The sequence below is a fragment of the Paenibacillus sp. 19GGS1-52 genome, from assembly GCF_022369515.1.
GTDB lineage: Bacteria > Bacillota > Bacilli > Paenibacillales > Paenibacillaceae > Paenibacillus_AQ.
Window position 1 is genome coordinate 1,737,938 of record NZ_CP059724.1, and the last position, 26,612, is coordinate 1,764,549.

General features: G+C 46.9%; 22 protein-coding genes. 18 read left to right on the top strand and 4 right to left on the bottom strand.

Translation table 11 applies throughout. The annotated features are described in order from the left end of the window. Positions 1 to 20: 20 nt before the first annotated feature. The 5 genes from ruvB (at position 21) to yajC (ending at position 6,052) form a co-directional block, all read left to right on the top strand. Positions 21 to 1,025: a Holliday junction branch migration DNA helicase RuvB gene (ruvB, locus tag H1230_RS08130; protein WP_239715003.1), complete on the top strand. Its 1,005-nt coding sequence runs from the start codon at positions 21 to 23 to the stop codon at positions 1,023 to 1,025. Between the two features lie 372 nt (positions 1,026 to 1,397). Next, positions 1,398 to 3,509 carry a SpoIID/LytB domain-containing protein gene (locus H1230_RS08135; RefSeq protein WP_239715004.1) on the top strand — a complete coding sequence of 704 codons (2,112 nt, stop codon included), beginning with the start codon at positions 1,398 to 1,400 and terminating at the stop codon, positions 3,507 to 3,509. 9 nt (positions 3,510 to 3,518) lie between these two features. Continuing rightward, a complete protein-coding gene (queA, locus tag H1230_RS08140; protein WP_239715005.1) occupies positions 3,519 to 4,547 on the top strand; it encodes a tRNA preQ1(34) S-adenosylmethionine ribosyltransferase-isomerase QueA in 1,029 nt (342 codons plus the stop codon). Positions 4,548 to 4,567: 20 nt separating this feature from the next. Next, on the top strand, positions 4,568 to 5,704 hold the full coding sequence (gene tgt / locus H1230_RS08145; RefSeq protein ID WP_239715006.1) for a tRNA guanosine(34) transglycosylase Tgt: 1,137 nt from the start codon (positions 4,568 to 4,570) through the stop codon (positions 5,702 to 5,704). Between the two features lie 42 nt (positions 5,705 to 5,746). Continuing rightward, positions 5,747 to 6,052 (top strand): preprotein translocase subunit YajC, encoded by a 306-nt coding sequence (gene yajC, locus H1230_RS08150; RefSeq protein WP_239715007.1) that lies wholly within the window; start codon positions 5,747 to 5,749, stop codon positions 6,050 to 6,052. Positions 6,053 to 6,174: 122 nt separating this feature from the next. Here yajC and H1230_RS08155 read toward each other — a convergent pair whose 3' ends face one another. Both H1230_RS08155 and H1230_RS08160 read right to left on the bottom strand, forming a co-directional pair. Then, positions 6,175 to 7,011, bottom strand: coding sequence for a phosphatase PAP2 family protein (locus tag H1230_RS08155; RefSeq protein ID WP_239715008.1), 837 nt, complete (start codon positions 7,009 to 7,011; stop codon positions 6,175 to 6,177). A gap of 100 nt (positions 7,012 to 7,111) precedes the next feature. Continuing rightward, positions 7,112 to 7,504 carry a TIGR04086 family membrane protein gene (locus H1230_RS08160; protein ID WP_239715009.1) on the bottom strand — a complete coding sequence of 131 codons (393 nt, stop codon included), beginning with the start codon at positions 7,502 to 7,504 and terminating at the stop codon, positions 7,112 to 7,114. Positions 7,505 to 7,861: 357 nt separating this feature from the next. Here H1230_RS08160 and H1230_RS08165 point away from each other — a divergent pair, with 357 nt between their 5' ends. Then, positions 7,862 to 8,626, top strand: coding sequence for a YetF domain-containing protein (locus H1230_RS08165; protein WP_239715010.1), 765 nt, complete (start codon positions 7,862 to 7,864; stop codon positions 8,624 to 8,626). Between the two features lie 14 nt (positions 8,627 to 8,640). Here H1230_RS08165 and spoVB read toward each other — a convergent pair whose 3' ends face one another. After that, entirely contained in the window at positions 8,641 to 10,251 is a 1,611-nt protein-coding gene (gene spoVB, locus H1230_RS08170) for a stage V sporulation protein B (protein WP_239715011.1), read from the bottom strand. A gap of 193 nt (positions 10,252 to 10,444) precedes the next feature. On the opposite strand from spoVB, the gene H1230_RS08175 reads away from it, so the two are divergent. The 6 genes from H1230_RS08175 to H1230_RS08200 all read left to right on the top strand — a co-directional run bounded on the left by H1230_RS08175 (position 10,445) and on the right by H1230_RS08200 (position 17,283). Then, complete coding sequence (locus H1230_RS08175; protein WP_275591162.1) at positions 10,445 to 10,696, top strand: post-transcriptional regulator; 252 nt, start codon at positions 10,445 to 10,447, stop codon at positions 10,694 to 10,696. Between the two features lie 221 nt (positions 10,697 to 10,917). Next, positions 10,918 to 12,168 (top strand): protein translocase subunit SecD, encoded by a 1,251-nt coding sequence (gene secD, locus H1230_RS08180; RefSeq protein WP_239715012.1) that lies wholly within the window; start codon positions 10,918 to 10,920, stop codon positions 12,166 to 12,168. After that, positions 12,158 to 13,057, top strand: a complete 900-nt coding sequence (gene secF / locus H1230_RS08185) for a protein translocase subunit SecF (protein WP_239715013.1) — start codon at positions 12,158 to 12,160, stop codon at positions 13,055 to 13,057. The genes secD and secF overlap by 11 nt, the downstream gene beginning before the upstream one ends. A gap of 152 nt (positions 13,058 to 13,209) precedes the next feature. Then, on the top strand, positions 13,210 to 14,172 hold the full coding sequence (locus tag H1230_RS08190) for a cation diffusion facilitator family transporter (RefSeq protein WP_239715014.1): 963 nt from the start codon (positions 13,210 to 13,212) through the stop codon (positions 14,170 to 14,172). Positions 14,173 to 14,201: 29 nt separating this feature from the next. Further along, positions 14,202 to 16,604, top strand: coding sequence for a single-stranded-DNA-specific exonuclease RecJ (recJ, locus tag H1230_RS08195; protein ID WP_239715015.1), 2,403 nt, complete (start codon positions 14,202 to 14,204; stop codon positions 16,602 to 16,604). Between the two features lie 160 nt (positions 16,605 to 16,764). Further along, on the top strand, positions 16,765 to 17,283 hold the full coding sequence (locus H1230_RS08200; protein ID WP_239715016.1) for an adenine phosphoribosyltransferase: 519 nt from the start codon (positions 16,765 to 16,767) through the stop codon (positions 17,281 to 17,283). A 113-nt stretch (positions 17,284 to 17,396) separates the two neighbouring features. Here the strand turns inward: H1230_RS08200 and uraA are convergent, their stop codons facing one another. Next, a complete protein-coding gene (uraA, locus tag H1230_RS08205; protein ID WP_239715017.1) occupies positions 17,397 to 18,701 on the bottom strand; it encodes a uracil permease in 1,305 nt (434 codons plus the stop codon). Between the two features lie 305 nt (positions 18,702 to 19,006). Here uraA and H1230_RS08210 point away from each other — a divergent pair, with 305 nt between their 5' ends. The 6 genes from H1230_RS08210 to aspS all read left to right on the top strand — a co-directional run bounded on the left by H1230_RS08210 (position 19,007) and on the right by aspS (position 26,596). Next, positions 19,007 to 21,190: a RelA/SpoT family protein gene (locus tag H1230_RS08210; protein ID WP_239717186.1), complete on the top strand. Its 2,184-nt coding sequence runs from the start codon at positions 19,007 to 19,009 to the stop codon at positions 21,188 to 21,190. A gap of 22 nt (positions 21,191 to 21,212) precedes the next feature. Beyond that, positions 21,213 to 21,656: a D-aminoacyl-tRNA deacylase gene (gene dtd / locus H1230_RS08215; RefSeq protein WP_239715018.1), complete on the top strand. Its 444-nt coding sequence runs from the start codon at positions 21,213 to 21,215 to the stop codon at positions 21,654 to 21,656. A gap of 205 nt (positions 21,657 to 21,861) precedes the next feature. After that, positions 21,862 to 22,017, top strand: a complete 156-nt coding sequence (locus H1230_RS08220; protein ID WP_239715019.1) for a hypothetical protein — start codon at positions 21,862 to 21,864, stop codon at positions 22,015 to 22,017. 153 nt (positions 22,018 to 22,170) lie between these two features. After that, the gene (locus tag H1230_RS08225) at positions 22,171 to 22,629 is read left to right on the top strand and encodes a hypothetical protein (RefSeq protein WP_239715020.1); all 459 of its coding nucleotides are present in this window, start codon (positions 22,171 to 22,173) and stop codon (positions 22,627 to 22,629) included. An 890-nt stretch (positions 22,630 to 23,519) separates the two neighbouring features. Beyond that, positions 23,520 to 24,773: a histidine--tRNA ligase gene (gene hisS, locus H1230_RS08230; protein ID WP_239715021.1), complete on the top strand. Its 1,254-nt coding sequence runs from the start codon at positions 23,520 to 23,522 to the stop codon at positions 24,771 to 24,773. A 35-nt stretch (positions 24,774 to 24,808) separates the two neighbouring features. Further along, positions 24,809 to 26,596 (top strand): aspartate--tRNA ligase, encoded by a 1,788-nt coding sequence (gene aspS, locus H1230_RS08235; protein ID WP_239715022.1) that lies wholly within the window; start codon positions 24,809 to 24,811, stop codon positions 26,594 to 26,596. The last annotated feature ends 16 nt before the right edge of the window (positions 26,597 to 26,612 follow it).

Genomic DNA, 26,612 nt, shown 5'->3' on the forward strand with positions numbered 1-26,612 from the left:
GAAGAACGGAGCGATGGAAGATGGATGACCGGATCATATCCGCAAATTTGATGATGGACGAACAGGCTGTAGAATTGAGTCTGCGGCCCCGTTATCTGGCTGAATATATCGGACAGACCCAGGTTAAAGAGAACCTGAAAATATATATTGAAGCAGCCAAAATGAGAAGCGAAGCACTTGATCATGTGCTGCTGTACGGGCCGCCGGGTCTTGGCAAGACAACGTTGGCAAATATTATCGCCAATGAGCTTGGTGTAAGTCTGCGCACAACGTCAGGTCCAGCCATAGAACGCCCGGGCGATCTGGCGGCGCTGCTGACTAACCTGCAAGAAGGCGATGTGTTGTTCATTGACGAGATTCACCGCCTGCATCGGACTGTGGAAGAGGTAATGTATCCGGCAATGGAGGACTTTGCTCTTGATATTATGATCGGCAAGGGGCCGAGCGCTCGTTCAGTGCGGTTAGATCTGCCGCCATTTACACTGATCGGTGCTACAACTCGTGCTGGGATGTTGTCAGCACCGCTGCGCGATCGCTTCGGAGTCGTCAGCCGCTTGGAATTCTATACGATGGATGAGTTGAGCTATATTGTATCCCGCAATGCCGATCTGTTGGGCATCCAGATTGTCGGAGACGCTGCCGAAGAGATTGCCCTCCGGGCAAGGGGAACCCCGCGTATAGCGAACCGCTTGTTGAAGCGAGTACGTGATTTTGCTCAAGTGCGAGGTGATGGAATTATCACTCCTGAGATTACTTCAGAAGCGTTGAAGCTGCTGCAGGTAGACCCGCGTGGATTGGATAGTATTGATCACAAGATGCTCCATTCAATGATAACAGGCTTTCGCGGCGGCCCAGTCGGGCTGGATACGATCGCTGCTACTATAGGTGAAGAGAGTCAGACTATCGAGGATGTGTATGAACCCTATCTACTACAGATTGGTTTCTTGCAGCGCACTCCACGTGGAAGAATCGTAACACCAGCCGGGTATCTTCATTTAGGTATTACTCCGCCGGAACAGCACTAGATCTCAATGAAGTGATTCAGAGAAGCAGATGCTATACAAAACAAGGTTTATGCTTACGAAGCAGTTTTGTACGAAGTGATTCAGAGAAGCAGATGCTATACAAAACAAGGCTTATGCTTACGAAGCAGTTTTGTACGAAGTGATTCAGAGAAGCGGATGCTATACAAAACAAGGCTTATGCTTACGAAGCAGTTTTGTACGAAGTGATTCAGAGAAGCGGATGCTATACAAAACAAGGCTTATGCTTACGAAGCAGTTTTGTACGAAGTGATTCAGAGAAGCAGATGCTATACAAAACAAGGCTTATGCTTACGAAGTAGTTTTGTACGAAGTGATTCAGAGAAGCGGATGCTATACAAAACTTTTAGGAGGATGGAAATGAACCATACAATCTGGAAATGGAGAGGCGCAAGCGTGCTCAGCAGAGGATTGCTGGCAGCAGCGCTGGCAATGGGCAGCTTCCTGATCCCTGCGAATGACAGCCATGCTGATGCTGATGGAACGATACGAGTCGCACTTTATGCTGATATTGGCAGTAAATATAAATCTACTGTGCCGCTGGTGACTCTGCAATCGGAGCAGAGCTTTAACCTTGCCTCCATTCAAGCAGGTAGCGCTCCACTGCAAGCTGTACCAGCCCAAACCAAAATTCGTGTCAGCCTAGATGGTTATAGGGTAAAGGTGCTGGAGTCTTCAACTTGGCAGGCTGCGGCTGATGCTGCCAAGAAGCTGCAATCCACCACTGATAAGCCACAGTTATTCGTGGCTACCAAGAATGGGGCCACCGTATATCAATTGTACACTGGGGTATATGCCAGTGAGAATGCCGCGAAGGATGGACTTACCCGGGTAGGCAAAACGGGACTTATTCCCGCAGGGCAAGCAGCGGCGGTGACCGGTAATAAGCATTTGTCCGCTGGGGGTTATTCAACCCAGCAAGAAGCCAACGCAACACTGAGTAGTATTACTGCTGCCGGATTCGACGCGTGGGTAGTACTCCTGTCTGCGGCCGATGGCAGTGCACGTTATGAGGTATGGGCCGGTGAAGCTGCCAATGACAGTGATTTGGCTACTTTCCGAACGGGATTGGCAGCGGCATTACCACAGCTTGTGCTTTCTGCTGGAGCTGCAACCACGCCTGGATTATTAGTACGTATGGACGCAGGGCTTGATTGGAACAGTGAGTCTCAAGCTGCTCATTATATTGTTAGTGGAAACGACGCGAAGTTTGTAGCTGTTGCTAATGAAGCCGGAATTCAACTGGTGGAACGATCAAAGCGAACCTACCGCGGTAATCTGGAACTAAGCGGTCTGAATGGTTCTCTGGCGGTAATCAATGTGGTACCGCTAGAGCAATATTTGTATGCTGTTGTCGGTGGAGAAGTATCCTCGGGCTGGCCAGCGGAAGCGTTGAAGGCTCAGGCAGTAGCCGCACGCAGCTACGCGTTGTCTCAAGGCAATCGGTTTGATGTGGCAAATGTAGTCGATACGACTCTTAGTCAGGTATACAACGGAATTGGGGCTGAAGCGCCCGTGATCACCAGAGCAGTCGATGCTACCACTGGTGAAGTACTGATGAGCGGTGGCAAAATTGTGGAGGCTGTATTCTCTTCAAACAGCGGCGGTGTTACGGCTGATCCTTCTGAAGTATGGAACAATGGTGGAGATATGTTTGTTAGTGTGGAAAGCCCAGAAGATATCGCTGCCGCCGCTACCTCCAAGAAATGGTATAATGTCCTTCTGGCGAATGGAGTCTCCGGTTATGCTCGTGAAGATAACGTTAAATTAACGGGTAATCAAACCCCTGCGGGTCTAGCTATAGTAACAGCCACAGCCAAAGATGTGAATATTCGTCCCCTGCCTGTGATTGACAGTACGGTAAGTCCGGTAGGTAAGCTGAATCCCGGTGAGAATGCCGTCGTTCTAGATAAGGTGATCGAATCCGGCAGCTATAGCTGGATCAAAGGCCCGTATACTTCGGCAGAGCTGCTGAAGAGCTTGCAGGGCAAGACAAGCAGTTCGCTCCCTTCCTCAATCCTCAGTTTACAGGTTACAGGGCGTGGACCCTCAGGAAGAGCCGTTCAGGTTAAAGCCAACGGTGAGATTCTCAAGGTGAAATACCCTGATTTATTCCGTTCTTCATTCAATGGATTGCCTAGTACATTGTTTGATATTGTGCCTTCCGGCAGTTATACTGTATTAGGCGCTGACGGCTCTACTGCAACAATTAGCAATTCACAGAATGCAGGTGTGCTCTCTGCATCGGGTATGGTGACCGTGGGTGGCAGTGGAACTGTCGTCATGGGCGGAGCTAATACTGCCAGAGTGATCAGCAGCACTTCAGGCTTCCTGTTTATAGGTCAAGGAAATGGTCATGGTCTGGGTATGTCCCAATGGGGCGTGAAGGGTATGGCGGACAATGGGAATGATTACAAGCAAATATTGCAACATTATTATCATAACGTTACTATAGTTAAGGAATGAATACGGACAATGAATGTAGACGCATATGATTTTCAATTGCCGGAGGAGCTAATTGCACAAACTCCGCTCGCTGATCGCAGTGCTTCAAGGCTGCTCTTGGTTAACAAGGAGAACGGGGAGTTGGCTCACCAGCATTTTACCGATATCATTGATCAATTACAGTCAGGAGATACTCTTGTTCTAAATGATACAAGAGTTATTCCCGCTCGGCTGTTCGGAGTTAAAGAAGATACAGGAGCTAAGGCCGAAGTGCTTCTATTGAAGAATATGGGGGAAGATCGCTGGGATGCCCTCGTAAAGCCTGGAAAGAAGCTCAAGACTGGTGCTGTCATTATTTTTAGTGATGAGCTTCGTGCGGTTGTTGAGGATGAGGCTGATATGGGAGGTCGAACGCTTCGCTTCATATATGAAGGTATTTTTAATGAGATACTGGACAGGCTGGGAAGCATGCCATTACCTCCATATATTAAGGAGACGCTTGATGATCGTGAACGTTATCAGACCGTTTATGCACGACATGAGGGATCAGCGGCAGCACCTACAGCAGGGCTTCATTTCACCAATGATCTGCTGGAGCAGATTGCGGCTAAAGGCGTAAATATTGCTTACCTCACACTTCATGTTGGACTAGGCACATTTCGTCCGATGTCTGTTGAGAAGGTCGAGGAGCATGTGATGCATGCTGAATATTTCGTCTTGTCACAGGAAACAGCTGATATTATAAATGCAACCAAAGAAAGAGGTGGCCGGATCATTGCGGTCGGAACAACCTCTTGCCGCACATTAGAGACGGTCGGTAGACAATGTCAGGGCGGTCCACTTGTTGAATGCAGTGGCTGGACGGATATCTTTATTTTTCCAGGGTACCATTTCCAGGTAGTCAATGCACTAATTACAAACTTTCACCTTCCAAAGTCTACATTGGTTATGCTGGTTAGTGCGCTGGCCGGTCGGGAGCATATTCTAGCCGCCTATGAAGCAGCGATTGAGCAGAAATACCGATTTTTTAGCTTTGGCGATGCAATGTTTATTTATTAAGTAAGAGGATGGGTTAACTTATGGCAGCAATTACTTATGAGCACATCAAGACGTGCAAGCAATCCGGAGCCCGACTCGGTAGAGTCCATACTCCTCATGGTGTCATTGAGACACCTGCATTTATGCCTGTGGGCACGCTGGCTACAGTCAAAACAATGAGCCCCGAAGAGCTGAAAGAGATGGATGCCCATATTATTTTGAGCAACACCTATCATCTGTTTCTGCGTCCGGGCCATGATATTATTCGTGATGCCGGAGGACTGCACAAGTTCATGAACTGGGATCGTCCGATCCTGACGGACAGCGGTGGATTTCAAGTATTCTCGCTTAGTGATATGCGTAAGATTACTGAAGAAGGTGTGCATTTCCGCTCCCATCTAAACGGAGATAAGAAATTTCTGTCTCCAGAAGTGGCTATGGACATTCAGAATGCACTTGGTTCTGATATTATGATGGCATTTGATGAATGCCCTCCTTATCCGGCAGAGTATGATTACGTTAAAAAGTCGCTTGAGCGCACATCACGTTGGGCAGAACGTTGCCTGAAAAGTCATGCCCGTCCTGAGGATCAAGGCTTGTTCGCTATCGTTCAGGGAGGTATGCATGAAGATCTGCGCCGCCAGAGCGCGGCTGATTTGACTTCCATGGATTTCCCGGGGTATGCTATTGGAGGGCTCAGCGTCGGAGAGTCCAAGCAGCTAATGTATGATGTGCTGGATTATACGGTTCCGCTGTTGCCACAAGGAAAACCGCGTTATTTAATGGGCGTTGGTTCTCCGGATGCGCTGCTGGAAGGATCAATTCGGGGAATAGACATGTTTGATTGTGTTCTGCCTACCCGTATTGCTCGCAATGGAACGACGATGACCAGTCAGGGAAGACTCGTTGTACGCAACGCACAGTATGCCCGTGATTTTGGGCCGCTTGATCCGGAATGTGACTGTTATACATGCCGGAATTATTCCCGCGCTTATTTGCGCCATTTAATCAAAGCCGACGAAACCTTCGGATTGCGATTGACAACATACCATAATTTGTACTTCCTGTTGGAATTGATGCGTAAAGTGCGTAAAGCCATCATGGAAGATCGGCTGCTTGATTTTCGCGATGAGTTTTTTGCACAATACGGATTATATGAGAATCTTAAAGGCTTCTAGGTACTGGATTGTGCTTTAATGCAATTGAAAGGGGGGAGAAATATGTTTCAATATGCAGCAGCTTCAGGTGGGGGTAGTATACTTGGTCTAGTAGGCCCGTTTGTACTTATGTTTGTGGTATTTTACTTCTTGCTGATTCGTCCGCAACAGAAGAAAACAAAAGCGCGCAACGGGATGTTAAAATCTTTATCAAAAGGCGCTAAGGTAGTTACGATTGGTGGTCTTCACGGCACGATTTTGGAGATTTCCGATGATATTGTAGTGCTTCGCGTCAATGATGTGACCAAGCTTACTTTTGATCGTGGTTCAATCAGCCACTCTATTGTAGAAAAAGAAGACAAAGAGTAGTTACAGAGGTAGTATTGCAAAAAGGGTCTCTATAAGCCATTAGGCTGTGGAGACCTTTTCTTCTGTTTTGCTCATAAAATTAAAAAACAGCAAGCCTCAATAGTCTGAGAGCTTGCTGTTTTTTAATTAGCTTTTGCACGATTTCGAATAGAAAGTGACTCTTCTCCGCTCCGCAGTGTCAGCTTGGCTAGCTGAACCCCCATTGAGGTAGCAAAGACAGCGAGTAGACTTCCGCCTATCATATCGGTCAGCCAATGAATGCCCAGATAAAAAATACCAAATACAATAACGGTTGCGGAAATGGTCGTAATGATCATCCAGCGGCGATTGCCTGAACGGTAAGCCAAGAGGGCCATTGTAACCGAAATAGAGGTATGCAAACTAGGGAAACAGTTGTTAAGACCAGAAAGTGGTCTATATTCCTGTTCAAACCTGGGAAATATATCGAGCATTGTAAATCGGACTCCTGCAGGAATATAAGACCACACTTCGTTTACCGGAAAATACAGATAGAACGGAATGGCTAGGGAATAATTGATAATAATTGCGTAGCAGGTCGCGTACAGCATTAATCGATTCTTACCCAGCACGTAGACTCCGAGGGAAGCAGCTAGCACGGATTGTAGCATGAAAATGTAAAAGAATACAATGATTGGTGTCAGCCATGGAGTATAGAATAATTGCTGCAAGTTGTGGACAAAATGTCCCTCCAATCTAAATACAAAAGCTGTGAAATCGGAGGAGTAATTAATTTTGTTCTCGATCTGCAGCTCATATTTGTTCAAAGCGAGCACGCCGAATGTTCCAACAATTAGCAGCAAAAATTTATAGGAGTATAGGAGTTCCTTCCCTATTTCAACTACAGCCAATAATGGGTTGCGCCGAGATCCAATCCATATCAGTAAAACAACAAGCAGAACGGTGTACAAAACAATATGGTTCATTGATTGGTAAAGCAAAGCAATCGAAGCCTCCCTGATCCTTTTTATAAAAAAGTTTAATGAAAACATTTTAACATATTTTCAAGGAATGGTTTCGATTATTTTTAATTGAAAATTTTTAGGATCTTTGTAAATTCACACCGAACATTCCGCCAAGTGCTCCAATAGCCGCAGCAGCCATAACCCAGAGCAGATCAGCACCAGCAGGAGAATTGTCGAGTGCCATGAACCCAATTAAAAGAACAATAACACCATAAAAGGCACCTGTAAGGCATCCCTGGTACCAGCCCTTTCGTGTGGCTCTGCGTCCCGCAGTTAGCCCGCCGAAAGCAGCGGCAATGCCGTGTACGATATAAGTATACATTGAAAGATCCTGCTCCTTCAAATTGCTGCCCCAGAGTAAAAGCGAGAGGAATAGCGCACCCATCAGCATCCAAAGGAAAGATCGGCATAGACCGGATAACACAGGATTGGCTATTCTCCAAGAGAACATCCGCCGGATTAAGTACATAGTACAACCTCCTAAAAGTTTTGATAGCATAAGCTCCTTGAACGCACTCCGCAAAACTGGCTTCGAAAGCATTGACTAAGTTTTGATAGCATAAGCTTCTTGAACGCACTTCGCAAAACTGGCTTCGAAAGCAATGGAAAATTTTTGATAGTATAAGCTTCATTCGAATGCATTTACTTAGTTTTATTGTATGGGACGGGTTGCTCCAATAGTACAAGAATAGGCACTGCTGAGATTTACCATTAATTAATAAGAAGGTTTCCGAATGTTCCCTGAGCAGAGCGGTCAGAATAGGGTTACATTAATCCGCCTGTGAGGAACGTTTGCGGGTGAGAGCAGGAGGGGAGCGAAGCCAATATGTTTCAGCATATAACCACCCATATCTTTTTGACCGTGCTGATGTATTTCTTCATTTACCTGGCTATGCGTATTATGGGGAAAAGGGAGATCGGGAAGCTGTCGGTATTTGATCTTACGATCTCAATAATGATTGCCGAAATTGCTGTTTTTGTAATTGAAGATATCGAACGACCAGTTTATGACGGAGTGGTGCCCATGGCAACACTTGTCCTGATTCAGGTGCTCGTCGCTCAACTTAGTCTTAAGAGCAGGAAATTGCGTCTTATGATGGATGGGAAACCCAGCGTGCTCATTTCAGATGGGAAGCTCCACCGTAAAGAAATGCGCAGACAGCGATATAATATTGACGATCTGCTGTTGCAGCTGCGCGGTCAGAATATTGATAGTCCTGCTGACGTGGAGTTTGCTATTCTGGAGACGAGCGGTCAACTTACCGTTATTGAGAAAAACAAAGGTGTTACATCTACTAATCAATCTGGAAATAGCAATTCGGAAGCCGAAATGGATAAATCGGGAAAGAGTTCAGAAGAACACAATTCCCCGAATGTTAAGCTTCCCAAGCACCAGATCAGGTATGAGGGACTTCCGATTCCACTGATAATGGATGGAAAGGTACAGGATGATAATCTTGAGATGATCGGCAAAACCAGATTCTGGTTAAGAACCCAGATCCGACAGAAGGGTGTATCTGATTTTCGTGATGTATTTCTATGTTCTGTTGACCACAAGGGAATGATTTATGTGGATCGCTTACGCTCCTGATCATTTGATGATTGCTAATGCTTTATAAAGGGGAGACGGTCAAAATCACGCAGAGAGATAAGGCCTGCCATAAGGCTGACTCCCAAATATAACAACATTCCGCAAGCTGCGGCAAATAAGAATTGAATCCAGTGTGCATCGGCTATAGGGACGGTAGTGTATATATAATGCACGCCGGCACCCATAATAACCATCGCAGCGCCAGTCTTGATCATGTCAGCCAATCGCAGAGGTAATGAAATTAGCTTAACTACGCTGTACCCGTGCAGCAGGGTTACAAGGATGCTATTAACTATAATGGCAATAATTGCGCCATAAATCCCATATTCAGGCTTTGAAGCTAAAGCGAGAATAACTAGGATTTTGACAACAGCTCCAATCAAGGTATTTATTAACGCACGTCCCGGTCGATCCATAGCCTGAAGAGCGGCTTGTAAAGGTGCTTGAACATATAGAAATAAAGCGAATGGCGCCATGAGGCGCAGCATAGGTGCAATATCTGCATTGCCATACATGATATCGCATAACGGTACCGCAAGAATATACATAACTACGGCAAAGGGCGCGCCGGTTACAAGAGCCAGCCGGAGTGCCTGCTGCATCCGTTTATGGATTGTAGGTAAATCACGACGTGCAGCCGCCTCTGACAATGATGGCACTAAAGCTACGGCAAGAGAAGACGTCAGTGCGCCTGGAAGCAGCAGCAGTGGGATAACCATTCCTTGTAAAGCGCCGTATTGTGAAGTCGCAACTGCGGTAGCTATTCCAGCAATGGCAAGGCTGCGCGCAGTAATAATGGATTCCAGCAGATAAGAGATGGAGCCAACAAGCCGACCGGCTGTAACAGGAATGGAGATGCCTAGTAAACGTCTTAGAATGGAGGGATGTCCGATACCGGCTTGCTGAAGTGGAAGTTTGGCTTGGGACTCCACCGGCTTCGCTGGAGTAGGGTGCTCTTCTCTATTGTCTTTTTTAACAATGACATAATATTGCCATAATAGAACCAGCATTCCAGCAATTTCTCCGACGGTTACTCCAAGCATTGCCCCTGCTGCTGCATAAGCGATGCCCTTGGGAAGCAGTAGCCATGAGAACCACAGCATGAAGAATATCCGAATCACCGTCTCCAGAACGGAGGAGAGTGCTGATGGAATCATATTCTGCCTACCCTGAAAATACCCACGGTATATTGCGGATACTGCAACAATCCCGATCATCGGAGTCATGCCTATAAATGTATAGTAAACACGGCTATCTGTTAGAATAACATTAGAGACCCAAGAGGCACTGATTAGTGCAAGGGTAGTGAAAAATACTCCGAGACAAAGGCTAAGGGTGAGTCCTGTGCGTAGAATTCGACGAGACTTATCTGGGCGCTGCTCCCCTTCTGCTTCTGCTACCATTTTGGCAATAGCGAGTGGAATTCCCCCAGTAATCACTGTAACCAATACGATGAAAAACGGATATCCAAGCTGATATAGGCCTACGCCCTCGGCTCCGATAATACGCGGTAGGACAATCCGTGGAATAAAGCCCAACATACGGTTAGTGATGCCGGCGGCAAGCAAAATTAAAGTTCCTTGAATAAAGCTCTGTTTTCTTAAATTAAGCCGCTGTTTCCTCAAAGGGCACTCCTTCTTCCCAACATGAAATGAACACCGATAAACTTGTCTCTTCTTATGGATATGCTGTACCAGTGCTCCTGCATGACTAGCAGACAGTTCATCTTTTTGTTTGCGGAAGAAGGAAAGGAGAGGACCGGGGTCGAATACTTATTTTGAGCATGCGTATATGAGCGATCTTTGGAGGTGTGATCACGTGGAAGCGGAACAATGGAATCATGACGATCTTAGCGTAGAAATCGAAGCCATGTGCCGCAGCAAAGCGGAGGAATTCCGTCTCCTAGGCTATGAGTATGTAACCGGTAAGGATATTTGGGACTGTATCAGCCGTAATTACGCTAAGGAAGGAACACCTCCCTTACATAAGCTGGTGAATGACATTTATTCCTTGAAGGCCAATAGTTATATGAACTATCTGACTATTGCCGCTTATCGGGGGTTGAACTGAATAAAAGGAACGATTTTCTTTTGCAAACGGCTGCGCAAAGCGGTAAAGTAGAGGAGACATCAACTTCACAATTCCTATGAAAACGGATGGCTTGCTAAGAGAGCAGGGTCGGCCGTTTCTTTGTGTGAATATAGCCCTGTCAATACTTGCGCGAATTGACGGTGATTTAGCACGTGGCTATAATAGGAATATTGAGTAATGAAAGGGGAACTAGCAAGAGCATGAAGAGACTTATGAGCTTTATAATTACCGTGGTCGTTTTATTAGGCGTCATGGTATTTACAACTCCTGGACTGCTGGACAAAGTTAGGCTCGGTCTTGACCTAAAGGGTGGGTTTGAGATCCTGTACCACGCTGAACCAATGGAGACTGGGGGAGCATTGACCCGAGCTTCGCTCCAAAAAACAGCGGAGAGCCTTGAGAAACGGGCTAACGCTCTTGGAACAAGCGAACCAGAGGTTACTACTGAAGGGACTGACCGCATCCGTCTGAAGATTGCGGGAGTAACCGATGAGGCTGAAGTACGCAAGAAGATGAAAGAACCGGCAGTTCTGACTTTCCGGAGTGCTGCTGAAGGCGATGCTGCTAATACCTATAGCAAAGTTGAGCTTGTGGGCAGTGACTTCGTAGAGAATGCTGCAGAGGTTGAACGTGACAAATTGAATCAGCCGATTATTAGCATCAAAGTTAAGGATAAGTCTAAGTTCGCTGAAATTACCAAGCGGCTTCTAGGTAAGAATCTCGCCATCTATCTGGATCAGACTTTGTTGTCAGATCCTGTAGTTAGAGCAGAACTTACTGACGGCAGTGCTTCGATCTCAGGCAGCTATACGATAGATGAAGCCCGTGCCTTGAGCGACACGATTAATCTCGGTGCATTGCCGCTGAAGCTTACAGAGAAGTATTCTCAGAGCGTTGGCGCTACACTGGGTAAACAATCTCTTGACAAGACAATCATGGCTGGTCTTATTGGTTCCTTGATCATTTTGATCTTTATGATCATGATGTACCGTTTGCCTGGTGTTCTGGCCAGCTTCGCACTTATTTTGCATACATGGCTCTTGATCCTTATATTTGTTATTGCGGACTTTACTTTAACCCTACCCGGTATTGCCGCGTTTATTCTCGGTATAGGGATGGCGGTCGATGCCAATATCATAACGAATGAACGAATAAGAGAAGAGATGCGTAGCGGCAAGAGTATTTTGTCTTCCGTTAAAGCGGGAAATAAGACCTCTTTCCGTACCGTTATGGACGCGAATGTAACAACAATTATTGTAGCGGCCGTAATGTTTGCATTTGGTACGGGTGCGGTAAAGGGTTTTGCACTGATTCTGATTGTGGAAATTGTGCTTAGTATCGCAACAAACCTTTATTTTGCCCATTGGATGCTGACCGTGCTGGTTAAAGCCGGCATTTTGAAAAAGTCGAAGCAATTTGGGGTAAAGGAGAGTGACATCCGTGCGCTTTAAGAAAGAGTATGATTTTGTACATCTAAGTAGATATTTCTATATTTTTTCCATCGCTCTTACAGTTGCCGGCCTGATCTTCCTGGCTACTATGGGACTTAACTACAGCGTTGACTTTAAGGCTGGTTCCAACGTCGATGTATCACTGTCGAAGAATCTTACACTGGAACAGATTAATCCTGCCATTAGTGATATTGGTATATCCAGTGAACCGAGCATTACGATCGGTGAGAAGCGGGTCAATATCCGTTATGATGAAGTGCTTGGCAGTGATCAAGATGCGGCACTGCAAACAGCGATGAAGAAGATGGATGCCAAAGCATCTTTTGAGATCAATACTGTGGATACAGAAATGGCTAAAGAATTGGCACGCAATGCTATTTATGCCGTACTCATTTCTTGTCTGGGTATTATTGTTTATGTAAGTATTCGTTTTGAATGGCGTTTCGCTTTGGGTGCAATTGTTGCACTGATGCATGATGCATTTATAGTCGTTGCGATCTTCTCGATCTTCCGGCTAGAGGTGGATATGACCTTCATTGTGGCGGTGCTTACGATTATAGGTTACTCCATTAATGATACGATTGTTATCTTTGACCGTATCCGTGAGAATTTACGTTTTGGCAAACAGAAAACGTATGAGGATCTTAAGATTCTGGTCAACAAGAGCGTAGCCCAAACCCTGATGCGTTCCTTATACACAGCATTTACGGTATTCATCGCGGCATTCTGCCTGCTGATACTTGGCGGCGAATCGATCAAAATGTTCTCGCTCGCAATGGTTATCGGCTTGCTCTTTGGTGCCTATTCCTCTATCTTTATTGCAAGTCCGCTCTGGCTGCTGCTTAAGAAGCGCCAGAAATTACCTGTGAAGAGTAGCCCAGCCAAATAAACGCTTGCCATATCTTTTTGTAAGTGTCTAAAGGATCGGTACGAGTATATTTCTAATATTTTTCGACAAGCCGCGTCAAAGGCGACGCGGCTTTCGAAATCTTTGGAGTAACTAACATGAGATTACTTGCTCGTGGTAAGGAGGGACCCTGTATGAATAACAAACAATCACCGCAAAGTGAGACGGTTGCCTGGACAGGGATCGTCAGCGATATTGCTCTGGCTGTAGCCAAGGGAGGCTTCGGTTATATTTCCGGCAGCAAGGCATTGATGGGTGATGCTTTATATTCTGGAGCGGACGCCGCAGCCAAACTGGCGGAGATTCTTCCTTGGCGCTCAGAACAGGGGGAGAAGCATAAATACCAGCAGCGGATCAGTGACCGACGGGGCAATAAGGAACCGATTGTAGCCGTTCTTTTCTCCGTATTAATTCTGATGGGCGGTCTGCAAGTTGCTTTCTCCGCGATACGTGATTTAACGAGTGGACATTTAACAACACCCGGACATTTAGCACTTATTACGGTTGTAGCATCCATTTTGCTTAAAGAAGCAGTATTTCAGTATCAATATCGGTATTTCAAAAAAATCGGCGATGGCAGTCATGCTGCTTATGCGGATAGTCACCGCTTCAGTTTGTACACTTCAATTACTGTATGTATGGGAATTTCCCTTTCCATGGTCGGCGGCTATGTCGATTGGCATCCCTTGCTCTATATGGACCCGATTGCGGCTTTGCTGGCGGGTTGTTTAGTTCTCCGCAAAGGTTATATTCTCATTGTGAGTTCGGTCTCTGGCAAAAAAGTACAGGAGCTTCCCTCGGAAGAGGCGGCTAACTTTATTGAAACCGTGCAACGGGTGCATGGGGTAATTCGGGTAGAACATTTACAGGCTCTGGAACAGGGCCGTTATGTGAATCTGCAGGTCAAGATCAGTGTCAATCCTCGAACTTCAGTTATGGAGGCTCAGGATATTTCGGAATGTGCGAGAAAGTTGCTGCAGCACAGGTTCATTCATGTTGGTGAAGTTCATATGGATGTAGTTCCGTATGACCCTGGGTATCCATACAAAAGCAACCATGAACTGGTGGATAATGATATTCCCACACTGCTTCAGTAGTCTGTAAGGTGAGAGATAGGTGAATAATATTGCTTCATTCAAAAACAACTTGGCATTCTCCGGCAGCCGATCCCGAACTAGTAAAGGATCTGGCCCGGAGCCTTTCTATTTCCCCATTACTAGCCTCATTATTGGTGACCAGAGGGTTGAATACGTCTCATGAGGCTTTACTGTTCATGGATGGCGGAGAAGAAGAACAGCATGACCCATTTCTGTTAAAAGGCATGTTAGAAGCCGTTCCGCGAATTAGAAAAGCATTAGAGGAAGAAGAACATATACTTGTCTATGGCGATTATGATGCCGATGGTGTGTCCAGTACCGCGCTGATGATCTATCTGCTGCGTTATTTGGGCGCGTCCTTTGATATTTATATACCGCATCGGTCGAACGAAGGTTATGGATTGCATAATCATGCGTTGGATTGGGCTGTGCAGCAGGGAGTCTCACTGGTAATTACAGTGGATACAGGCATCAGTGCCTATCACCAGATTGCCTATGCCAATGGACTCGGTATCGACGTGATTGTCACGGATCACCATGAACCACCGGAGCTTTTGCCTGAGGCATTTGCGCTGATTAATCCGAAGCTTCCGGGCTGTCCCTATCCATTTAAAGGGTTGGCAGGTGTAGGAGTAGCCTACAAGCTGGCTCAGGCTCTGCTCGGTGAAGAAACTCCGGCAGCGTGGAGTGAGATCGCCGCTATCGGTACGGTTGCAGATTTAATGCCACTGCTGGGTGAGAATCGTCAAATCGTGCGCAATGGATTATCAAGTATGCGGAATTCGCGATTTCCTGGTATACGTGCACTGCTTGGCGTTAGCGGGGTAACAATGAGCACAGTCAATTCAGTGAATATAGCTTTTGGAATGGCTCCACGTATTAATGCGAGTGGACGTCTGGATCATGCAGGCCGGGCAGTAGCCCTGCTTACTACGGAGCATGCTGAAGAGGCGGAGATACTTGCCGGAGAGCTGGACCTACTCAATAAAGAACGCCAACTGGTTGTTGAAAGAATTGCAACAGAAGCTACGGCTAAGCTGGAAAAAGTGCTCGAAGTAGGAGAGCTTCCTGATATCATTGTTCTTGCCGATCAGGGCTGGAATGTGGGCGTGGTCGGGATCGTGGCCTCCAAGTTGTTGGAGCGTTATTATCGGCCAGTTATTATCCTTGATATCCATCCTGAAACGGGGATGTGCAAGGGTTCTGCCCGTTCAATTCCGGGTCTGGATATCTATGCGGCGCTATCCTCCTGCGCGAGTCTGCTGGACCATTTCGGTGGGCATCCAGCCGCAGCTGGCATGAGTCTTCATCGTGACTCCATTGGGGCATTTGCTATAGCACTCAATGAATACGCCGCCAGTGTACTGACGCCAGAGCACTTTGTGGCGGTTACTGCCGCTGACGCTGAGGTTTCACTCTCTGAGTTATCACTACAAGCAGCTCTCGACTTGGAGAGATTGGCTCCTTTTGGGATGGCTAATCCGTTGCCGAAGTTCATCGTACGCGGAGCTACGGTAAAGGAGACACGCACGATGGGCCAAGGTGGCAAACACCTGAAGCTTGTTTTGCAGCAGGGAGAAAGTACGATTGAGTCGGTCGCTTTTGGTAAAGGATCACTTTCATCGCTGCTTCCAGGAGGGACAAAGGTCGATGTATTGGCAGAGTTATCCGTAAACGAGTGGAATGGCTCACGCAAACCGCAGCTAATGCTGCAGGATTTAGCAGTGCAGGATGCCCAGCTATTCGATCTTCGTGGCGCTGTAGACGCTGTAGAGCAAGCGGGGCAGATTAGGGAGTTACTGCTGCCATACAGTGGCAACGGTCCTTACCGTGCTGCTGCAGTGTTTCAGAGTGGACGTATGTCGCCGCAGAGTGAATTGAAAGGCATGTCCCTTTGGGTATATGATAAGGAAACGGGGATTTCTGCGCTCAGCAATGGGCAGGCGGAAGCGGAGCCCGAACCCGTATCATTGTTGTGCTTGCTGGATATACCAGAAACGCCAGAACAGCTGGATGCGTTACTTACAGTATTTCCAGATGCTGATAATATTGCGCTGCTGCATTCGATTAGGGATGGACGTGAACGGCTGCAAATCCCGACGCGAGACCATTTCAAAGCTTTATATAAAATGCTGGCCTCGATTGCTGCTGTGGCAATAGCGGAGAATGAAGTGCTGCTGCGACTCAGCCGCCAGTCTTCCATGAGTGTGCGTATGCTCAATATGATGCTGGATGTGTTCGAAGAGCTTGATTTTATTGAGCGAAGCCAGGGGCAGATTCTATTTATAACCCAGCCTGCAGCCAAAAGTTTGACTGCATCGCGTCATTTTATCAGACTGGGACAGGTTGCCGAGATGGAGCAGTATTTCATGGAAGGCAGTCGGTCGGAAGTGCAGGAATGGATGCAGTCGCGCCGTTTAGGAGCTTCTTAAGAATAGGCTCACCAAACAAAGCGTATGCTTCCGAAGTAATTTTGTACGAAGTAAATCGATGGTGTGTAGGCTCACAAAACAAAGCGTATGCTTCCGAGGTAGTTTTGTGCGAAGTGAATCGATGAAGTTAATGCTAACAAAACTTGTAGGAGATGATGATTTGGATTTAAAAGAAAGCATTCGTGTGATTCCTGATTTCCCTCAGCCGGGTATCAGCTTTAAGGATATTACTACACTTCTGAAGGACGGACCGCTATATCGCCAGGCGATTAATGAGCTTAAAGCACTGGTTGCACATATGAAGATTGATGTAATTGCTGGACCAGAAGCACGCGGCTTCGTGATTGGCGCACCACTGGCTTACGCACTGGGTGTGGGTTTTGTACCGATTCGCAAAAGCGGCAAGCTGCCCTATGAAACGATCGAGGTTGGTTATGATCTGGAATACGGCAAAGATACCCTTGCTGTGCACACAGATGCAATCTTGCCTGGACAGAATGTCCTGATCGCTGATGACTTACTGGCTACTGGCGGTACCATTGCTACTTCGGTTAGCCTTGTGGAACAGCTTGGTGGAGTGGTTGTGGGTGCAGCTTTTCTGATTGAACTGGTAGAGCTTGCTGGACGTAATAAGCTCTCTGGCATTGAAGTTGTTTCCTTGTTAACCTACGAAGACTAATATTTCCGGCCTAACTTTTCCCGGGAAATAAAAAGCGGAAGACTGTCGATTTCAGACAGCCTTCCGCTTTTTATTATTAAAATTATTAATGATAATACCCCAGTATTCAGGGCTTAATGCGATGCTTTATCGCTTTCGCCTTCATTGGATAAGCCAAGAACTTCAATGAGTTTGAAGAACAGGGCCAAAACCATGCCGACAATGGTTGCAAGCGCCATGCCTTTAAGCTGGATTCCACCGATGTGAAGGGTTGTTCCGCTGATGCCGACAACAAGTACTAGTGCTCCCAGTATCATGTTGCTTGCTTTGGAGAAATCGACTTTTTGCTCCACGAAAATCCGTAGTCCGGAGGCAGCGATGACACCGAACAGCAATAGGGATACACCACCCATAACCGGTAGCGGAATGTTGGCGATGACAGCCGAGAAGGTGCCGGAGAAGGAGAGCAGAATGGCGATTACGGCTGCACCTCCGATAACGTACACAGAATAGACTTTAGTTAAGGCCATGACGCCGATATTCTCACCGTAGGTAGTATTTGGTGTGGAGCCTAAGAAACCAGAAAAGATAGTGGAAATCCCGTTGCCCATAAGCGAACGGTCAAGTCCGGGATCTTTAGTTAAGTCTTTGCCTACAATGTTGCTGGTTACCAGCAGATGTCCTATATGTTCCACAATAACAACAAGGGAAACCGGAATGATGGTCAGGATAACTTGCCAGTCAAAAGAAGGCGTGATTATAGTTGGATGTGCGAAAAAATGAGCCTTGGATATAGCAGTTGTATCTACCTTTTGCAAAACATAGGCCAAGCCATAACCGGTGACGATACCGATTAGAATATGAATGATTTTGGGGAAGCCGCGGAATAGAACTGCTCCAATAACGGTCACGCCCAGCGTCACCATAGACAGCAGAATTGCCGTTTTGTCCGGCGTCCAATCGGTAACCCCTTCAGGAGCGATAAGACCAGCCATACGCGCGGCGACCGGTACGAGTTCAAGACCAATCGTTGCCACGATAGCGCCCATTACAGCTGGTGGAAAGACGACATTAATCCAGCTTGTTCCAGCATAACGGACAATTACAGCTACGAGCACAAAGATAACACCAGTGACGATAAAAGCACCCAAAGCAAGGGAATATCCATGCATATGATCGCCTGTATGTTGTTTAAGAACAAGCAAAACCGGCGAGATAAAAGCAAAGCTTGAACCTAGGTAAGCGGGTATTTTGCCGCGGCAGATAAAGATGTACAGCAGAGTTCCTAAACCGTTCATTAGCAGAATCATGCCAGGGTCTACCCCGAACAGATTAGGCACAAGTACCGTACTTCCGAACATGGCGAACAAATGCTGGAGACTTAAGAGAAAACCTGGGCCCCAAGGGAGTCTTTCGTTAACTTGAATTTCGCGTTGCAATGGATTTCACTTCTCTTTCTTATCTAGTATAATGTTAGGTTGTGGCAAAGCGCCTTTACTAGATTAAATAGAACGGAGCATTTTTACAACTACATTTTCACAACTGCCATCAATTTGCCCCATCTTGACATATAGCCTGACAAGAATGCCACGCCATGGCAAGTGTTGACGTAACTCATCGTAAGCGTCATAATTATAGACAACTTTAGACTGAGAGTAAGACAACCCGGGAAATGATGGAACCTGCAGATTTTGCAACCGTTGCGGGTTCATTTTATTATAGAAAGGAAACGGATACGACGAGAATGGGCATAGAGCGATTAATTGACAAGGCCGGCGCCTATATAAAAGAAAAAGATCTTCTCCGCATCCGGGAAGCTTATGAATTTGCCGATCAGGCTCATCACGGGCAGGTCCGCAAATCGGGGGAGCCATACATTCTGCATCCGCTGGCGGTGGCAGATATTGTCGTCAATATGCAAATGGATGTCATATCCATTATTGCAGCGCTTTTGCACGATGTTGTGGAAGATACGACGGTGTCACTGGAGCAGATCCGCGCGAATTTTGGCGATACATGCGCAATGCTTGTTGACGGGTTAACCAAGCTGGAACGCATTCGTTTTCGCTCCAAGGAAGAGCAGCAGAATGAGAACTACCGCAAAATGTTCATTGCCATGGCTCAGGATATTCGAGTCATTGTAATTAAATTGGCGGATCGTCTGCATAACATGCGTACCCTAAAGTACCAGTCAGAAGAAAGTCAGCGCCGTATTTCCTACGAAACTTTGGAAATATTCTGTCCCATTGCCGACAGGCTAGGGATTTCAGCGATCAAGTGGGAGATGGAGGATATTGCGCTCCGATACTTGAATCCGCAGCAATATTACCGCATTGCCAATCTGGTGCATAAGAAGCGGGCCGAACGCGAGGAATTTATCGAAACCGTGATCGGGCGCATCCGTGCCAAGCTGGATGAAATGGGCATTGAGGGCGATCTCTCTGGACGTCCGAAGCATATCTACAGTGTCTATAACAAAATGAACACCAAAAATAAGCAGTTCAACGAAATTTATGATCTGCTGGCTATCCGCATCATCGTCGAGAACATTAAGGACTGTTATGCCACACTTGGAATTATTCATACTCTTTGGAAGCCGATGCCCGGACGATTCAAGGATTATATAGCTATGCCCAAAGCGAACATGTACCAATCGCTGCATACCACAGTAGTGGGACCGGGTGGAGAGCCAACAGAGGTTCAAATCCGCACTTGGGAAATGCATCGTACTGCAGAATTCGGGATCGCTGCCCACTGGGCCTACAAGGAAGGTAGCAACAATAATAACGTTAATCCAGAGAATCGGATGCCGTTTTTTCGCGAAATTTTGGAGCTGCAGCATGAGGCTAAGGATGCAGAAGAATTTGTGGAATCGCTCAAAATGGACTTTTTCTCAGATCTGGTATTCGTATTCACTCCGAAAGGTGAAGTTATCGAGTTGCCAGCAGGCTCTGTGCCGCTTGATTTTGCTTTCCGCATCCATACGGAGGTTGGCAACCGGACGATTGGTTCCAAAGTGAACGGGCGGATTGTACCGCTGGATCATAAGCTGAAGACCGGAGATATCGTGGAGATTCTGACCTCGAAGCAATCTTTTGGACCCAGCCGTGACTGGCTTAAGATCGCTCAATCCTCCCATGCCCGCAGCAAGATCAAGCAATGGTTCAAGAAGGAAAAACGGGAAGAGAACGTCGAAAAAGGCCGCGAAGCGATCGAACGTGAGCTGAAACGTCTTAATGTAGAAATCTCTGAGTATAGTTCAGATGATAAGCTGGTCGAAGCAGCCAAGAAGTTCGCCTTTAATGATATAGAGGATATGTTGTCGGCTGTAGGTTTCGGTGGGATTACCGCGGCTCAGATTGCCTCCAAGCTAACGGAGAAACTTCGCAAGGATCAGGAAGAGGCAGCGAATCATCTGGAACTTACTTCCGAAATGAAGGAAATTAAGTCTTCAGGCGAGAAACGCAATCAACCGACAAATGGTGTGCGTGTTAAAGGTATCGATAATCTGCTTGTTCGTTTCGCCCGATGTTGTAATCCGGTGCCAGGCGACAATATTATCGGTTATGTGACACGCGGCCGAGGTGTTTCGGTCCATCGTGAGGATTGTCCCAACATTCCAGGTGAAGCTGACGGGGAGGAAGCAGCCCGCGTGATCGAAGTGGAATGGGAAGGCGAGATGGAAGCTAACTACAGCGTAGACATTGAGATTACAGGCCATGATCGCAATGGGCTACTCAATGAAGTGCTGCAGGCCGTTTCTGAGAGCAAAACTAATATTTCAGCTGTCACCGGACGTTCCGATAAGAACAAGATGGCTATGATCCATATGACGATCCTTATCCGTAACACGGATCATTTACAATCGGTAGTGGACCGGGTCAAACGGGTGAAGGATGTATATACAGTTCACCGCATTATGCAATAGGGCAAGGAGTTGAAAGCCTACAATGAGAGTGGTAGTGCAGCGTTGTAAAAAAGCCAAAGTAACCGTTGATGATGCTATAACTGGTGAGATCGGTAAGGGTTTGCTGCTGCTGGTCGGTGTTACCCATGGAGACACAGAGAAGGATGCCAAATATTTGGCGGACAAAATAGCGAATCTGCGTATTTTTGAAGATGAAGCTGGTAAAATGAACTTCAGCGTCAGCGACACCGGCGGAGCGATATTATCTGTATCACAATTTACTTTGTATGGAGATTGTCGTAAGGGCAGACGGCCTAATTTCATGGCTGCCGCTGCTCCTGCTGAGGCACAGGCACTTTACGATTATTTTAATCGTGAGCTGAGCGGGAATGGGCTTCAGGTTGAAACGGGCGTTTTTGGAGCGATGATGGATGTTTCATTGACCAATTGGGGCCCAGTAACACTTATTCTGGATAGTCAGGGCTAGTCTTAGCCCATTAAATATTCATGAGTGATGAGTGATAATATCCACTTGAAGGATGCATGGCGTGGTTCCCTAATAGGAGCAAAGCCTTGCATCCTTTTTCTGTTGCCTAAATCCCAATACAAAGTCCCATACGTGGATAGAGCTCGACTAAGCTGGATAAGCTAGGGACTGATGAACATTATGGGATAGCTGCAAGGGGTGCGTGATGAGACAATCACAGAAGGCGTGGGTTTGGAGAAGTATACCGGCACTGGCGACAGGAAGCCCTGTCGAAGCCTATGCGACCGCGAAAGAGAACGAGGGGCAAACGGAAGTCCATGTATTAAAAGGCAGAAGCCGCAGTCTCCTGCCGCGTAAATGAGCGGTAGAGTGGCGGCTTCTTATTTTTGTTTTCGGTGACGATATTGTCGGTGAATAACGCTGAATAAGCTCCATTATTTATCAAATGGTTATATATTGCCTCAATTCGGGTAATAGAGAAACAAGAACATATCAACCGGAAGGAGAAAAGAACATGACTAAACGAATTCAGGCTTATTTCAGAACTGAGGATGAAGCACAAGGTGCGAAAACTGCATTAATCTCTTACAAGGTTGAGGATCTGCAGTTATCACCACTTACAGATCCTTTAGATACAAGTAGTGACGGTGATCGAAGCCGTACTCGTAATATTTTGGTGCCGCTTGCACCTTTTAACAACTCGGCAATGGCTGGAGGGATGGTGGGAGCTGCGGGCACGACAGGCTCTGTGATGGGTGCGGCTATTTTACCGGGAGTTGTTGCTCCTGACTCGCTGGATGAAAAAGATGTCCATGTAATTAACGAGGATAAAGTACAGAAGAGTGATACTGCAGCGAAAGGAGACCTCGATGGACTTCATTATGTTATGGAGCTGAAGGTCGCCGAAGAGAATTACAACGAGGTTGTGGAAACCCTGCGGGGTAAGAACGCTTATGTAGAGCTTTTTGAGTAAATAAAAATTTCTTTGACGTTCCGGGGACTCTAAGGGTCTACCGGAATTTTTTATTTCTGCACAGCTGCTAAATGCCCTGCAAATTTAGCTCAGTGGAATAAACTGTAGATTGTTATGATAAAAAAGGGATTCCGTAGGGGGAATATCCAATGAAATACAGCGCTTTCTTTTCTGTAATGTAATCGTAATATTACATTCATGATTCCTTAATATAGCGGGTTTATAATAATGGCATGACCCCCTTTTTTATAATATATGATGATGGACCTGCAGCACTAGGCTGCAGGTCATTTTTTTTGTATTTGCTCGGTAGCTTGTTTTTTTGAAAATTTAATTTATACGTTTCACACGACAACTTATCTTTATATTTCTTGAAGAAACGGGTACCGCCTCCATATAAAGGACGGCAAAGTCGTATCTTCTGGATATGATTTCTTGACTTTAGTGCAGTGGTTCAGTAGAATCTAACAATATACGGTTTGACTATAATGTTTTGATGACGGGAACAAGTAATTCGCTGCCCTCAACTCCAGAGAAGAATCCCGCAGAATCGGCTGCTGCCCATAATAAGGACGCATTACCGCTTCCGCTTGGCTGAAAGGATTCTGTTGATGAACGAATGAATGACCTCCCCGAGAACGCACGGCGAAAGCAGGCAATCATATATTGCCGCGACAGTAGCCGCTTGCGCGTAGGCGGGCGTTAACCGCTTAGAGCGGATTTAGTGTTTAGGCTGATCCGGAATGTGGGTGGTACCACGGGTGTATTATTACTTATAATAATCCCTCGTCCCTGTTTGTAATAAACAGGGCGGGGTTTTTTTGTTTTTTTTAGATAAGAATTTTCACGCGATGAGGTTATGAAGGGTTATTTTTCGGGAGGGATAGGCTGTGGCTAAAGAAAGATTCGAGAAACCTACAGGTACGCAGGATGTGCTGCCGGGTGCGGTGGAGAAATGGCAATACATTGAAGGCAAGGCAAGGGAACTATGCTACCGTTTCAATTATCGGGAAATCCGTACGCCAATGTTCGAGCACACAGGGCTGTTCGAACGGGGAGTAGGAGAAACAACAGATATCGTCGAAGGTGAGATGTATACCTTTAAGGATAAGGGTGATCGTGACTTGGCACTGCGTCCAGAGGGAACGGCAGGCGTTGTTCGTGCTTACGTACAGAATAAGCTGTACGGAGAACCGGATGTCAGCAAGCTGTATTACATCGGACCGATGTTCCGCTACGAACGTCCACAGGCGGGAAGATACCGCCAGTTTCATCAGTTCGGGATTGAGGCATTTGGGGCGGTTGATCCGGCCATTGATGCTGAGGTTGTTTCACTAGGTTATCAATACTGCAAAGATCTTGGTCTGAGTGGGGTTAGGGTAGAGATTAATTCTGTGGGCAACGCACCAAGCCGTGCGGCATACCGGGAGAAGCTGCTAGGCTTTCTTAGACCCATGAAGGATACTCTTTGCAGCGATTGCCAGCGGCGTATGGAACGCAATCCGCTGCGAGTGCTGGATTGTAAGAAGGATCAGGATAAATTTGTGGAGGCTCCATCCATTCTGGACAGTCTGGATGAAGAGTGTACTATTCATTTTGAGAAGGTTAAAGAGCATCTTGGTGCTATGGGCCTGGAATACACGATTAATCCTCGTCTGGTGCGTGGGTTGGATTATTACACCCATACAGCGTTTGAATATAAAGCCGCAGGTATCGGGTCCATTGATACGGTTGGCGGCGGCGGCCGCTATAATGGCCTCGTAGAAGAGATAGGCGGACCGGACCAACCGGGGATTGGCCTTGGGATAGGTCTGGAGCGAATTCTGCTGATTCTAGAGAACCAGCAGGTGGAACTGGAAGCTGCGAAACCGCTGGATGTATATTTCGTGGGTCTCGGCGAAGCCGCTGATCTTGAGATTTCGAAGCAGCTGTTCGTGCTCCGCAACCTGGGATTCTCCGCAGAACGTGACTATCTGGGGCGCAAGATGAAGGCGCAAATGAAGTCGGCCGACCGTATGTCGGCGCGGTATACAGCGATCCTTGGCGAGGAAGAGTTGAATAATGGCGTTATTGCCTTGAAATCAATGGCTACTGGAGAGCAACGGACTGTGAAATTAGAGGAATTAGGACAGGCACTGGTATAACACGTGATTTTAACTATGAAGGGGTATGATAAATTATGACAAGAAGTCATCATTGCGGACAATTAACGCCTGACAATATTGGAGAAACAGTAACCTTGAACGGCTGGGTTCAGACCCGTCGTGACCTTGGTGGTGTACTCTTCATCGATCTCCGCGACCGCAGCGGAATTGTACAAGTTGTATTTAATCCGGATTACTCCGGTGAAGCACTGCAGACTGCTGATAAAGTGCGCAGCGAATATGTATTGGCTGTGACCGGTAAGGTTGTTAAGCGTGATGCTGCAACAGTAAACCGCAATCTGCCTACCGGTGAGATCGAAGTACAGATTAGCGAAATTGAAGTGCTCAACACAGCTAAAACTCCACCGTTCTTCATTGAAGATGGTGTGGAAGTGGATGAGTCACTGCGTCTCAAATACCGTTATCTTGACCTGCGTCGTCCGCAAATGCAACGGACTTTACGCCTACGCTCGCAAGCGACTAAGATTTTCCGCGATTTCCTGGATAGTGAAGGTTTCATCGATGTAGAAACACCGATTCTGACCAAAAGCTCGCCAGAGGGCGCACGTGATTATCTGGTGCCAAGTCGGGTACATGAAGGTGAATTCTTCGCGCTGCCGCAATCACCGCAAATTTATAAGCAATTGCTAATGGTGGCTGGTATCGAACGTTACTATCAGGTTGCTCGCTGCTTCCGTGATGAAGATTTGCGTGCTGACCGTCAGCCGGAATTCACTCAGGTCGACGTTGAGACCTCTTTTATGGCACAGGATGATCTGCTCGGGATGATGGAGAAGTTGATGCAACGTCTGTTTAAAGAAACCGTTGGAGCCGATATCACACTTCCGTTCCAGCGTTTGACTTATGCCGATGCAATGGGTAAATATGGCTCCGATAAGCCGGACCTGCGTTTTGGTCTGGAGCTTGTGGAGATGAATGATATAGTGGCTACCAGCGGAGTGAAGGTATTTGCTTCCGTGATCGAAAAAGGCGGCGAGGTTAAGTGCCTGAACGCCAAAGGCTGTGGTACTTGGTCCCGTAAAGAAATTGATGAACTTGGACCGTATGCCTCACGTTATGGCGCAAAGGGCTTGGCTTGGATTCAAGTGAAAGACGGCGAATTCAAAGGACCGATCGTGAAATTCTTTTCTGAGGAAGAGATTGCTGCTGTTAAAGAACGTACAGGTGCTGAGGAAGGCGACCTTCTGCTCTTCTCCGCTGACAATAAAAAGGTGGTTGCTGATGTACTGGGTGCGCTTCGCCTGAAGATCGGACGCCAGCTAGGCCTTATCGACGATAGTGTGTTCAAGTTCGCTTGGGTTACAGACTTCCCATTGTTAGGATATGACGAGGATCAAAAACGTTATGTGGCGGAACACCATCCCTTCACTCGTCCTCGCGATGAAGATCTTCCGTTATTTGATACGGACCCGGGTGCTATCCGTGCACAGGCCTATGATATTGTTTTGAACGGTTATGAAGTTGGCGGCGGCTCGATGCGGATCTACAAGCGTGATGTACAGGAAAAAATGTTCTCGGCACTGGGCTTCTCACCAGAGGTAGCTTACGAGAAATTCGGCTTCCTGCTGGATGCATTCGAATATGGAACACCTCCACACGGTGGTATTGCCTTCGGTCTAGACCGTCTGGTGATGTTACTCGCTGGCAGCACAAATCTGCGTGAGACGATTGCCTTCCCAAAAACGGCAAGTGCTACAGACCTGCTGATGGATGCGCCTTCGCCAGTGGATGCAATACAATTGGAACAGCTGCATATCAAGCTCGCTCCGAAGCCGGAGAAAGAGAAGAAACAACTAGTCTAAGACTTGCGGAGCAAGT